The organism is Salmonella sp. 32031103-2018-00083-FB-01-SM-01 (assembly GCF_017571995.1).
Taxonomy (GTDB): domain Bacteria; phylum Pseudomonadota; class Gammaproteobacteria; order Enterobacterales; family Enterobacteriaceae; genus Salmonella; species Salmonella enterica.
Window position 1 is genome coordinate 25,673 of the sequence record NZ_JAGEQL010000001.1, and the last position, 13,246, is coordinate 38,918.

Below are 13,246 nucleotides of genomic sequence, written 5' to 3' on the forward strand. Positions count from 1 at the left end.
ACAGGTGCCTGGGTTCCAGGCGGAGACCATGGTATTAACAGGCACCGGGTCAGCAATAGTTGTCAGACCTTCAACCCAGCAGCAGATAAGCGACTCTGTATTTAATACCTGGTAAGCGCAATATTGTTAACCAGGCCTGTCTGACGGCGGAGTCGGGTATTTTAGCGGTAAGAGCGTTATCCAGACAGCAAAACGGCTACCGTCACGGGTAGCCGTTTAAAAGCGGATAAGATAGCAGGCGATTAATACATCACTTTATGACCATACTGCTCAAGAATGCCCTTCACACGCTCCATGGTCTCTTTTTTAGGCGGCTTCACGCCATCCAGTTTATATTCTTCGCCCATTGCCACCCATTTATGTTTGCCCAGCTCATGATAGGGCAGCAGTTCGATTTTTTCGACATTCCCCATATCGCGGGTAAACTCACCCAGGCGATGCGCGGAATCATCGTCGTCAGACCAGCCGGGAACGACAACGTAACGGATCCAGACCTTCACATTTTTCTTTGATAAATACTGAGCGAATTCCAGCGTCCGGTGATTAGAGACACCGACCAGATTCTGGTGGATCTCATCATTCATCTGCTTGAGATCGAGCATCACCAGATCGGTAACGTCCAGCAGTTCATCAATCACTGGGTCATAACGGCGCACAAAGCCGTTGGTGTCGAGACAGGTGTGGATACCTTCTTTTTTACAGGCGCGAAACCAGTCGCGTACAAATTCTGCCTGCAAAATGGCCTCGCCGCCGGATGCCGTCACGCCGCCGCCAGAAGCATTCATAAAATGCCGATAGGTCACCACCTCTTTCATTAAGTCTTCAACGGTGATTTCTTTACCGCCATGCGTATCCCATGTGTCGCGGTTATGGCAATACAGGCAGCGCATCAGGCAGCCCTGGAAAAAGGTAATAAAGCGGATGCCTGGGCCATCAACGGTGCCACAGGATTCAAAGGAGTGAATGCGACCAATAACCGGCTTTTTATCAGCAGTTACTGCAACACTTTCATTTGTAATACAATCGGTTAAGTTACTCATATCGCTTCGGCTAGCTCTAAATAACATGGGGTTTATGGACACATTCCGGGCATGTTGAGCACCCTGGTAAGGGGGTTGCATCCTGTAAAAAAGCGGTACTGCGAGCGTAAATTTTGGACTACAGAATGTGTGGCTGTTCCAGAATGTGCTGCAATGGAGCTATTTTACCTCTATTCAGTATAAAATATACGGCAAATCTATGCTGTATAACTTGCACCACCAGAAATTCTGGCTCATTCATCAGCTCGTAACGCCCGAACCGCAATACATACTGCAAGTGTATCATCCATAGCGCCCTGGTTTTGCTGTTTATGATCCGCCTCTTTTTTCAAATGGTTGGCGCCGTTTTGTTGTGGTCAGAACGAAAATAATTCTCAACATAATTCAGATGTGTCCAAAGAACGTTATGCGCTGTCCAGCGCCTGGCGCCGCATTCAACATGCAATCAGGTCTAAATCTGATGTTATTTCTAAAGCCGGACTGATTCAATCTCTTAAATAGAGTGTGGCTTTAATCAAAAAATGAGAGCAACGGATTGAATTTTGCTTTCGCGGTAAATAATCAAAGGAGTTATTATGCCAGTTACGTTAAGTTTTGGTAATCGTCATAACTATGAAGTTAATGCTTCACGGCTAGTCCGTTTGATGAGTTCTGACAAAGAAGAAGCGCTATACATGGGGGTATGGGATAGATTTAAGGACTGCTTCAGAACACACAAAAAAAGAGAGGTGCTGGAGGTATTATATACACTCATCCATGGATGTGAACGTGAAAATCAAGCTGACCTTAATGTTGATACAGTCGGCATGGAGAAGATATATGCCTTTGCACAATTAAAACAATATGCTAATCCATCTCAACAAGACCGCTTTGTTATGCGTTTTGATGTGAGTCAGACACAAGTTTCATTTGAGATTGATGGCAAGGTTATTGATAAATGTAATTTGCATCGTATCCTCAATGTTTCAGAAAACTGTATTTTTAAAGTGATGGAAGAAGATGAAGAAGAGTTGTTTTTTAAAGTATGTATTAAGTATGGAGAAAAAATTGCTTGCTATCCAGAATTATTAGAAAACTTTGCTTTTAAACTTAGGCAGGAAGTTAATGAAGATGATGAAATTAAGGATGAAGTTTATAAGCTTATGCGATCTGGAGAAGATCGAAAAATGGCATGTGTTGAATGGAATGGTACGCTTACTGAGGATGAGATGGATAAACTACGCTGTCTCCAAATGGGGTCTTTTGAGATTTCTACCCAATTTTGTAAAATAGGTTACTGGGAATTAGAGGGAGAAGTCCTGTTTGATATGTTTCATCCAACACTTATCTATCTGCTACATGGATATATGCCGTCATTGTCATGTGATTTTACAGAAGCTAACACCATGCTGTTTTCTGATGTATTAAATAAGGATTATGATGATTATCAAAATAATAAAAGAGAAATTGATGCTATTCTGAGAAGAATATATAGATCACATAATAACACTTTATTTATAAGTAAAAATTCTGGTTGTCGAAATATGCTTTTATAAAAATTAAAAAGGCCCCACTGACATGGAGCCTTTTTTGTACGCTTTTTATAGCGTAATTTCAGTCAAACCCATTACATGGTCTGCGTGAAGGTACGAGTAATAACGTCCTGCTGCTGTTCTTTCGTCAGGGAGTTAAAACGTACTGCGTAACCAGATACACGGATGGTCAGCTGCGGATATTTTTCCGGATGTTCCATCGCGTCCAGCAGCATTTCACGGTTCATGACGTTGACGTTCAGGTGCTGACCGCCTTCGATGGACGCTTCGTGGTGGAAGTAACCATCCATCAGACCTGCCAGGTTAGTCTTACGAACTTCGTCGTCTTTACCCAGTGCGTTCGGAACGATAGAGAAGGTATAAGAAATACCATCTTTCGCGTAAGCAAACGGCAGTTTAGCAACGGAGGTCAGAGAAGCGACAGCGCCTTTCTGGTCACGACCGTGCATCGGGTTAGCACCTGGTCCGAACGGCGCGCCAGCACGACGACCATCCGGGGTGTTACCAGTTTTCTTACCATACACAACGTTAGAAGTGATGGTCAGAACAGACTGCGTCGGGATAGCGCCACGGTAGGTGGTCAGTTTCTGAATTTTCTTCATGAAACGTTCTACCAGGTCAACCGCCATGTCATCTACACGAGCGTCGTTGTTACCAAACTGCGGGTATTCGCCTTCGATTTCGAAGTCGATAGCCAGACCATCTTCGTCACGAATCGGTTTAACTTTCGCATATTTGATGGCAGACAGGGAGTCAGCCGCAACGGACAGGCCTGCGATACCACACGCCATGGTGCGGATAACGTCACGGTCGTGCAACGCCATCAGAGAGGCTTCGTAGCTGTACTTGTCGTGCATGTAGTGGATAACGTTCAGCGCGGTGACATACTGTTTAGCCAGCCAGTCCATGAAGTGATCCATGCGATCCATCACTTCGTCGAAGTTCAGAACATCGCCTTTGATCGGTTCGGATTTCGGACCAACCTGCATTTTCAGTTTTTCATCAACGCCGCCGTTGATTGCGTACAGCATGGTTTTCGCCAGGTTTGCACGCGCACCGAAGAACTGCATTTGTTTACCAACGATCATCGGGCTTACGCAGCATGCGATAGCGTAGTCATCGTTGTTGAAGTCCGGACGCATCAGGTCATCGTTCTCGTACTGCAGAGAAGAGGTGTCGATGGAGACTTTAGCGGCGAATTTCTTGAAGTTCAGCGGCAGTTTTTCAGACCACAGAACGGTGATGTTCGGTTCCGGAGACGGCCCCATGGTGTACAGGGTGTTCAGGAAGCGGAAGCTGTTTTTGGTAACCAGAGTACGGCCATCAACGCCCATACCACCGATAGATTCAGTTGCCCAAATCGGGTCGCCGGAGAACAGTTCATCATATTCAGGAGTACGCAGGAAGCGAACCATACGCAGTTTCATGACCAGGTGGTCAATCATTTCCTGTGCGTCTTGCTCGGTGATTTTGCCTGCTTTCAGGTCACGTTCGATGTACGCATCCAGGAAGGTGGATACACGACCGAAGGACATTGCTGCGCCGTTCTGAGATTTAACCGCAGCCAGGTAACCGAAGTAAGTCCACTGGATTGCTTCCTGAGCGTTAGTCGCCGGGCCAGAGATATCGCAGCCGTATTTAGCCGCCATTTCTTTGATCTGACCCAGAGCGCGGTGCTGTTCAGCGATTTCTTCACGCAGACGGATAGTCGCTTCCAGATTTACGCCGTTTTCCAGATCGGATTGCAGAGACGTAAACTGCGCGAATTTGTCTTTCATCAGGTAGTCGATACCGTACAGCGCTACGCGACGGTAGTCACCGATGATACGGCCACGGCCATACGCATCCGGCAGACCGGTCAGAACGCCAGATTTACGGCAACGCAGGATGTCCGGAGTATAAACGTCGAATACGCCCTGGTTGTGGGTCTTACGGTATTCGGTGAAGATTTTTTTGAGCATTGGGTCCAGCTCGCGATTGTACGCTTTGCAGGAACCTTCAACCATTTTGATGCCGCCGAACGGGATAATCGCACGCTTCAGCGGAGCTTCAGTCTGCAGACCAACAATTTTCTCAAGCGCTTTGTTGATGTAGCCAGCGTCGTGAGAAGTGATGGTGGAAGCAACGGAGGTGTCAAAGTCAACAGGCGCGTGAGTGCGGTTTTCCTGTTTAACGCCTTCCATTACGCTGTCCCACAGCTTGGTGGTCGCGTCAGTAGCGCCAGCCAGGAAGGACTCGTCACCCTCATACGGAGTGTAGTTTTTCTGAATGAAGTCACGGACGTTTACTTCATTCTGCCAGTCACCTTTGGTAAAACCTTCCCAGGCTGTGGCTAACTTTTCATTAAGCTCGGACATGTAACACCTACCTTCTTAAGTGGATTTTTTATTTACTGCGTGTAATGGGCATCAACAGATTAATGATGCTCGTTACCACGCAGGTAAATGACCCAGTATGTCAACCCGACCAACAAACCACCGCCGATAATATTACCGATCGTGACCGGAATCAGGTTATCAGTGATGAAGCTCATCACGGTCAGGTGAGAAAAACTTTCCGGAGACGAACCGACTGCGGTCCAAAACTCCGGTGTAGCGAAATCGCGTATTACAATACCCATAGGAATCATAAACATGTTTGCGATACTGTGCTCAAAACCGCTGGCGACAAACATGGCGACGGGCAGTACCATGATGAACGCTTTGTCCATCAGGCTACGACCTGAATAGCTCATCCACACGGCCAGACAAACCATCAGGTTCGCCAGAATACCGAGGCAGACAGCTTCAATAAAAGTGTGGTGCATTTTGTGGTCGGCGGTTTGCAGGACGTTAAGTCCCCATTGACCGTTGGCAGTCATATACTCGCCGGAAAGCCACATCAGTAACACGAAAAGCAGAGCGCCAATCAGGTTACCAAAATAGACGTTTAACCAGTTTTTAGCCAGTTGCCCCCAGGTGATGCGACCGCTAGCTTTAGCTACAACGATCAGAACAGTAGAGGTGAAAAGATCAGCGCCGCAAATAACACAGAGAATCAGTCCCAAAGAGAAACAGATACCCCCGATAAGTTTCGCCATGCCATAAGGCATCGCGCCAGTACCGGTTGTCGCAGTAATATAAAAAACAAAGGCAATTGAAATGAATACGCCGGCGGTAATCGCCAGATAGAAAGTCTTAAGCGGATGTTTCGTTGCTTTATAGACGCCTGCTTCTTCAGCCACTTTGGCCATTGCTGCAGGGAGTAAAAGGTCAAAAGGGTTGTCAGCTTTCACACTAACTCTCTCTTTATTAAGTCGGCGACGAGATACTAACAAAGCATTATAGATGAGAATTTGATATAGATCATATCTCGCCTGGCTTATAGGCCCGTAAGTCGCATGGCTTTTATGCAATTACGGTGTAACTTTTTGATTATCCTAATAAAAATAAATTTTAAAAATTATAAATAGAGTTGAATTTTTTCCTGACTCCTCCTGCTGCACGGTTAATTAATATGGAGTAATCAACAAATAAAGTAACATCACTATGTCAATTAATTTAATATCAACAACCAATATTTAACCTTGTTATTACATTTTTCGCCGTTTAGTGAAAATAAATAAAACGGGGCCGCAAAGGCGCCCCGTAATATAACGCAGCCGAGAGGGTAAACCTACCCTAAGTCACTCATATGGCCTTATTTTGACCAGTATGCCGCTTTCGCGCGCTGTAATTTATCATACGCTTTTAACAAGGACTGATGCGCCGGGAACGCTTGTAGATCGTGGTCGACAGCCGGTAGTCCATAAAAAGCCGCTTCACCGCTAAGCGCGGCGCTGGCGGCTTCTACAGCCTCTGCGCCATACATTTTTATAAAAGCATTGAGATATTGCAGCGGCTGACGCGCATCTTCTTGCGACAGGAGCAGCAGCGTTTGCAGGCAACGGTAATAGTTTGCGCGTGCCGGACTAAAGACCGACGAATTGAACTCCATCGTCCATTCTGTCCAGATTAGCGCCTGCTCCAAATCGCCGCCCGCTAACGCTAGCATTGCTTTTAATTCGCCGACGCGCAGTGTATACCAACCATTGTCCGCTCCGGTCGCCAGACCCAACAGTTCACGCACGCGGGTGAAATCGTCAAAACCTTCTTCATCCAATTGTTCAATCAGATTGAGATAGTCTTCTTTATTCCAGGCGCTACCGGGCAGCGAAAGCAGAGTCTCACGAAGATGGCTACCCATATTGTTGTTGGCCAGCCACAGATCTTCGGCAGGATAAATATCAGACATTCCCGGTACGATAATACGACAGGCGTATACGCCGAGATGCTCGTAATCGGCAATGTAAACTTCTTTATCTTCAGCAGCAAAGATGGCCATCAGCGTGGCGAATTCTTCTTCGGTAGTGCCGGAGAAACTCCAGTCCGTGAACGGGTAATCGGCGTCCTGTTTGAACAGATCCCAGGAAATCAGGCCGCTGGAGTCGATGAAGTGGGTCTCCAGATTAGTATGCTCCGCGACTTCTTCATCATCGAACGTTGGCGGGGTGAAGACATCAAGATCTTTCAGACCGCGTCCCTGGAGTAGTTCGGTCACTGTACGTTCCAACGCAACGCCAAAGTCAGGATGGGCGCCAAAAGAAGCAAAGCAGGTACCGTTAGCCGGGTTGAACAGCACGACGCAGATAACCGGATACTTACCGCCCAGCGAGCCGTCATAGGCGAAAATCGGGAAACCCTCGGCTTCCAGCGTGGCGATTGACTCCATTACCGCCGGATAACGCGCCATCACCTCTGCGGGAATCTCCGGCAGACTAATACTTTCCGCAATGATGCGATTTTTCACATAACGCTCGAAGACTTCCGACAGTCCCTGAACGCGGGCTTCATTACGCGTATTGCCGGCGGACATTCCGTTAGAGACGTACAGGTTGCCAATGATATTCATCGGAATATACACGGTCTGGTTATCGGACTGGCGGGTAAATGGCAGGCCGCAGACGCCGCGTGCTTCATTGCCGGACTGAAGATCAATTAACTGGCTTCCGGTGAGTTCATTTTCCGGATCGTAAAACGCGCGCAGACGGGCATCAAGCAAGCCTTCCGGTACGTCGTCGTCTTCCGTCAGCGGGAACCATTTTTCGTTCGGATAATGCACGAACGGGCTGTTGGCGATGGTTTCACCCAGCCAGAAATCAGCAAAAAAGTAGTTGGTTGACAGACGCTCGAAGTATTCGCCCAGCGCCGAGGCCAGCGCCGCTTTTTTGGTCGCGCCTTTTCCGTTGGTAAAGCATAACGCGCACTCTTTATCGCGAATATGCACTGACCAGACGTTTGGCACCGGGTTCAGCCAGGAGGCCTCTTCGATGTGAAAGCCGAGGTCGAGTAACTTTTGCTGGAAGCGGGCGATGGAGTCTTCCAGCGCGGCGTCTTTGCCGGGAATAAATGTTTGCGTCATGAAAATCACTTTTGTCGTACGGAAAGCGCGCAATGATACGGGTTTTATGTGACGGGCGCTATCTCGCCGGGACGTCGGCGGAAATAAAAGTATTGGCTATGCTTTTACACTGGAATTCACAGGAAGAGCATAAAAAATGAAAGCATTTGATTTGCAACGAATGGCGCTGGATAACGTGCCGGTAGCGTTTTTGGGGGAAGTGGCGCTGCGTAGCTTTTACACCTTTGTTCTGGTGTTTCTTTTCTTAAAGGTGACAGGACGACGCGGCGTACGGCAAATGTCGCTTTTTGAAGTGCTGATCATTTTGACATTGGGGTCGGCGGCAGGCGACGTCGCGTTTTATGATGACGTTCCGATGCTCCCTGTTCTGGTGGTATTCATCACCCTGGCGCTGCTCTATCGCCTGGTCATGTGGCTGATGGCGCATAGTGAAAAGTTGGAAGATCTGCTGGAAGGCAAGTCGGTGGTCATTGTTGAAGACGGCGAACTGGCGTGGGAAAAACTGCAGCGCTCAAACATGACGGAGTTTGAGTTTTTTATGGAGCTTCGCTTGAATGGCGTTGAGCAACTGGGGCAGGTCAGACTGGCCATCCTGGAGACAAACGGACAAATCAGCGTCTATTTCTTTGAAAATAAAGACGTTAAGCCGGGGTTAAGCATTCTTCCTGAGCACTGTACGCCACGCTTTATCGTGGCGCCGGAGGCTGGCGACTATGCCTGCGTACGTTGCAGTGAAGTGATACGCATGAACGTCGGGGAAAAGCAATTATGTCCGCGCTGCGCAAATCCAGAATGGACGAAGGCAAGCCGGGCTAAACGCGTTGTTTAACAGCGAAAATATCGGATTTATACGGTTAATCCGGAAGATTCTGTTGCGTGACGCATGCCGCATTTTCTCCTCGCATTGTTTTACCCATTGCGGCGCGTGTCACTGAATGATAAAACCGATATTCACATGAATAACGTTTGCCTGATGTCTGTCAGGCAGGAAACAATGCAGCGTGGTGAGGGGAAATGGCTCAGGTCTTTAATTTTAGTTCAGGTCCGGCGATGCTACCGGCGGAAGTACTTAAACTGGCGCAACAGGAACTGCGTGACTGGCACGGTCTTGGTACGTCGGTAATGGAAATTAGCCATCGAGGCAAAGAGTTTATCCAGGTCGCTGAAGAGGCGGAGCAGGATTTTCGCGATCTCCTTAATATCCCCTCCAACTATAAAGTCTTATTTTGTCACGGCGGCGGTCGCGGGCAGTTTGCTGGCGTGCCGCTCAATCTGCTGGGCGATAAAACCACGGCGGATTATGTCGATGCTGGTTACTGGGCGGCGAGCGCCATCAAAGAAGCCAAAAAATACTGTGCGCCGCAGATTATCGACGCCAAAATCACCGTTGACGGCAAACGTGCCGTAAAACCGATGCGCGAGTGGCAGCTTTCCGATAACGCCGCTTATTTACACTATTGCCCGAATGAGACCATTGACGGCATCGCCATCGATGAAATGCCGGATTTTGGCCCGGAGGTGGTCGTCACGGCGGACTTTTCTTCTACCATCCTGTCTGCGCCGCTGGATGTCTCTCGCTATGGCGTAATTTATGCTGGCGCGCAGAAGAATATCGGTCCGGCAGGACTGACGCTGGTTATCGTCCGGGAAGATCTGTTAGGCAAGGCGCATGAGAGCTGCCCGTCCATTCTCGACTACACCGTCCTGAATGATAACGACTCGATGTTTAATACGCCGCCGACTTTCGCCTGGTATCTTTCCGGCCTGGTGTTCAAATGGTTGAAAGCGCAGGGCGGCGTGGCGGCGATGCACAAAATCAATCAGCAAAAAGCGGAGTTGCTGTACGGTGTGATTGATAACAGCGATTTCTACCGTAACGATGTCGCACAGGCCAACCGTTCGCGGATGAACGTTCCGTTCCAGTTAGCGGACAATGCGCTGGACAAGGTCTTTCTGGAAGAGTCTTTCGCCGCCGGTCTGCACGCCTTAAAAGGGCACCGTGTTGTTGGCGGTATGCGCGCCTCTATCTATAACGCCATGCCGATTGAAGGGGTGAAAGCGCTGACCGATTTCATGATCGATTTTGAGCGTCGCCACGGCTAATACGTTTCTTTTTTCATCCCCACGGCCAGTCTGTGGGGTTTTTATTTCTGTTTTTTGAGAGTTGAGTTTCATGGAATCCCTGACGTTACAACCTATCGCGCGGGTCGATGGCGCCATTAATTTACCTGGCTCCAAAAGTGTTTCAAACCGTGCTTTGCTCCTGGCGGCTTTAGCTTGTGGTAAAACCGTTCTGACGAATCTGCTGGATAGCGATGACGTCCGCCATATGCTCAATGCCCTGAGCGCGTTGGGGATCAATTACACCCTTTCTGCCGATCGCACCCGCTGTGATATCACGGGTAATGGCGGCCCATTACGCGCGTCAGGCGCTCTGGAACTGTTTCTCGGTAATGCCGGAACCGCGATGCGTCCGTTAGCGGCAGCGCTATGTCTGGGGCAAAATGAGATAGTGTTAACCGGCGAACCGCGTATGAAAGAGCGTCCGATAGGCCATCTGGTCGATTCGCTGCGTCAGGGTGGGGCGAATATTGATTACCTGGAGCAGGAAAACTATCCGCCCCTGCGTCTGCGCGGCGGTTTTACCGGCGGCGACATTGAGGTTGATGGTAGCGTTTCCAGCCAGTTCCTGACCGCTCTGCTGATGACGGCGCCGCTGGCGCCTGAAGACACAATTATTCGCGTTAAAGGCGAACTGGTATCAAAACCTTACATCGATATCACGCTAAATTTAATGAAAACCTTTGGCGTGGAGATAGCGAACCACCACTACCAACAATTTGTCGTGAAGGGCGGTCAACAGTATCACTCTCCGGGTCGCTATCTGGTCGAGGGCGATGCCTCGTCAGCGTCCTATTTTCTCGCCGCCGGGGCGATAAAAGGCGGCACGGTAAAAGTGACCGGAATTGGTCGCAAAAGTATGCAGGGCGATATTCGTTTTGCCGATGTGCTGGAGAAAATGGGCGCGACCATTACCTGGGGCGATGATTTTATTGCCTGCACGCGCGGCGAATTGCACGCCATAGATATGGATATGAACCATATTCCGGATGCGGCGATGACGATTGCCACCACGGCGCTGTTTGCGAAAGGAACCACGACGTTGCGCAATATTTATAACTGGCGAGTGAAAGAAACCGATCGCCTGTTCGCGATGGCGACCGAGCTACGTAAAGTGGGCGCTGAAGTCGAAGAAGGGCACGACTATATTCGTATCACGCCGCCGGCGAAGCTCCAACACGCGGATATTGGCACGTACAACGACCACCGTATGGCGATGTGTTTCTCACTGGTCGCACTGTCCGATACGCCAGTCACGATCCTGGACCCTAAATGTACCGCAAAAACGTTCCCTGATTATTTCGAACAACTGGCGCGAATGAGTACGCCTGCCTAAGTCTTCTGTTGCGCCAGTCGACGGGCTGGCGCGCCGAGTCCGTATTCGCACTATTTTTATAATTATGACTAATGCTAATTTGTTGATGATTTAACACATTGATTTATGTGTTTTTTATAATAGTTATCAACGGAAGATTAGTATGAAAAATAAATCATTATTACTGGCGGTGGCGATTTCCGCTACGCTACTGGCAGGATGTAAAAATGGCGTGAATGGCAATTTAATCGCCAGTTCCGGCATGTCAGCCTACAAAGCCGCCACACTGTCCGATGCGGATGTTAAGGCATTATCTAATAATGCCTGTAAACAAATGGACAGCGAGAATCAACTGGCAGGTTCGAAAAGCAAATACACCAAACGTCTGAGCAAAATCGCCAAAGCGCTGGGTAACAACATTGACGGTACGCCGGTTAGCTATAAAGTCTATATGACCAGCGATATCAACGCATGGGCGATGGCGAACGGTTGCGTTCGCGTATACTCCGGCCTGATGGATCTGATGACCGATAATGAAATTGAAGGCGTACTGGGCCATGAACTGGGCCATGTCTCTTTAGGACACTCCCGCAAGGCAATGCAGACCGCCTATGCCACGCTGGCGGCTCGCGATGCGATTTCCGCCACCAGCGGTGTCGCAGCGCAGCTTTCCCAGTCTCAATTGGGCGATCTGGCGGAAGGCGTCATCAATTCGGCGTTTTCTCGCAGTCAGGAGTCGGATGCGGATGATTTCTCTTACGATCTGCTGAAAAAACGCGGGATTAACACCCAGGGCTTAGTCACGGCATTCGATAAATTCGCCACAATGGACGCAGGTCATGCAAAATCATTGATGGACTCCCACCCGGCTTCAGCCGATCGCGCGCAGCATATGCGCGACAGAATTGCCGAAGATAAAAAGTAAATCATTGTCATCTTTCGGGCTGGTTTCTCGCCGGCCCGCTATAATTGCGCAATTATTCCGCATCTGATTACAGACAAAACTGGTTTTTGCACGCAACGTTAACGGTCGCGAGCGTTGGCGCGTATAATGCGCGGCGTTTACGTTAACGGTACGCCTGTTTAAGGAGATAAAGATGACGGCAATTGCCCCGGTAATAACCATTGATGGCCCAAGCGGTGCAGGTAAAGGCACCTTGTGCAAAGCAATGGCGGAAGCATTGCAATGGCATCTGCTGGATTCCGGCGCGATATACCGCGTACTGGCGCTGGCGGCATTGCATCACCATGTCGATCTCGCCTCTGAAGATGCGCTGGTGCCGCTGGCGTCCCATCTGGACGTGCGTTTCGTCTCAACGGACGGCAACCTGGAAGTTATCCTGGAAGGCGAGGACGTTAGCGGCGAAATCCGTACGCAGGAAGTCGCGAACGCGGCATCCCAGGTGGCGGCATTCCCACGCGTGCGTGAAGCGCTTCTTCGCCGCCAACGTGCATTCCGCGAAGCGCCTGGTTTAATCGCCGATGGACGCGATATGGGGACCGTGGTCTTCCCGGATGCGCCGGTAAAAATTTTCCTTGACGCCTCCTCGGAGGAACGTGCGCATCGACGTATGCTACAGTTGCAGGAGAATGGCTTTAGTGTTAACTTTGAACGCCTTTTGGCCGAGATAAAGGAACGCGACGATCGCGATCGTAATCGCGCTGTAGCGCCGTTAGTTCCTGCTGCTGATGCATTAGTTTTGGATTCTACCCGATTAAGCATTGAGCAAGTGATTGAAAAAGCGTTACAATATGCGCGCCAAAAATTGGCTCTCGCTTAAATGCGACCGAATTTGTAG

Annotated in this window: 10 protein-coding genes and 1 pseudogene; 6 read left to right on the forward strand and 5 right to left on the reverse strand. The window is 49.2% G+C overall.

Annotation, left to right across the window (positions count from 1 at the left end):
• Window positions 1–242: 242 nt before the first annotated feature.
• On the reverse strand, window positions 243–1,040 hold the full coding sequence (pflA, locus tag J4614_RS00110) for a pyruvate formate lyase 1-activating protein (protein WP_000067928.1): 798 nt from the start codon (window positions 1,038–1,040) through the stop codon (window positions 243–245).
• 118 nt (window positions 1,041–1,158) lie between these two features.
• Window positions 1,159–1,485, reverse strand: a pseudogene (locus tag J4614_RS21950) (cytoplasmic protein).
• Between the two features lie 130 nt (window positions 1,486–1,615).
• On the opposite strand from J4614_RS21950, the gene sopD2 reads away from it, so the two are divergent.
• Complete coding sequence (gene sopD2 / locus J4614_RS00115) at window positions 1,616–2,575, forward strand: type III secretion system effector SopD2 (RefSeq protein ID WP_001145572.1); 960 nt, start codon at window positions 1,616–1,618, stop codon at window positions 2,573–2,575.
• Window positions 2,576–2,646: 71 nt separating this feature from the next.
• Here sopD2 and pflB read toward each other — a convergent pair whose 3' ends face one another.
• From pflB to ycaO, 3 genes are all read right to left on the reverse strand, one after another.
• On the reverse strand, window positions 2,647–4,929 hold the full coding sequence (gene pflB / locus J4614_RS00120) for a formate C-acetyltransferase (RefSeq protein WP_001292803.1): 2,283 nt from the start codon (window positions 4,927–4,929) through the stop codon (window positions 2,647–2,649).
• Between the two features lie 59 nt (window positions 4,930–4,988).
• A complete protein-coding gene (gene focA, locus J4614_RS00125; protein ID WP_000642539.1) occupies window positions 4,989–5,846 on the reverse strand; it encodes a formate transporter FocA in 858 nt (285 codons plus the stop codon).
• 404 nt (window positions 5,847–6,250) lie between these two features.
• Entirely contained in the window at window positions 6,251–8,011 is a 1,761-nt protein-coding gene (ycaO, locus tag J4614_RS00130) for a 30S ribosomal protein S12 methylthiotransferase accessory factor YcaO (protein ID WP_001604262.1), read from the reverse strand.
• A 136-nt stretch (window positions 8,012–8,147) separates the two neighbouring features.
• Between ycaO and J4614_RS00135 the strand changes: the two genes are divergently transcribed.
• The 5 genes from J4614_RS00135 (at window position 8,148) to cmk (ending at window position 13,228) form a co-directional block, all read left to right on the forward strand.
• Window positions 8,148–8,840 (forward strand): DUF421 domain-containing protein, encoded by a 693-nt coding sequence (locus tag J4614_RS00135; RefSeq protein WP_000642868.1) that lies wholly within the window; start codon window positions 8,148–8,150, stop codon window positions 8,838–8,840.
• A 185-nt stretch (window positions 8,841–9,025) separates the two neighbouring features.
• Window positions 9,026–10,114 (forward strand): 3-phosphoserine/phosphohydroxythreonine transaminase, encoded by a 1,089-nt coding sequence (gene serC, locus J4614_RS00140; RefSeq protein ID WP_001604263.1) that lies wholly within the window; start codon window positions 9,026–9,028, stop codon window positions 10,112–10,114.
• Between the two features lie 70 nt (window positions 10,115–10,184).
• Window positions 10,185–11,468 carry a 3-phosphoshikimate 1-carboxyvinyltransferase gene (gene aroA / locus J4614_RS00145; protein ID WP_001528800.1) on the forward strand — a complete coding sequence of 428 codons (1,284 nt, stop codon included), beginning with the start codon at window positions 10,185–10,187 and terminating at the stop codon, window positions 11,466–11,468.
• A gap of 142 nt (window positions 11,469–11,610) precedes the next feature.
• Complete coding sequence (locus tag J4614_RS00150) at window positions 11,611–12,372, forward strand: M48 family metallopeptidase (protein WP_000792301.1); 762 nt, start codon at window positions 11,611–11,613, stop codon at window positions 12,370–12,372.
• A 172-nt stretch (window positions 12,373–12,544) separates the two neighbouring features.
• Window positions 12,545–13,228: a (d)CMP kinase gene (gene cmk, locus J4614_RS00155; RefSeq protein ID WP_000125007.1), complete on the forward strand. Its 684-nt coding sequence runs from the start codon at window positions 12,545–12,547 to the stop codon at window positions 13,226–13,228.
• The last annotated feature ends 18 nt before the right edge of the window (window positions 13,229–13,246 follow it).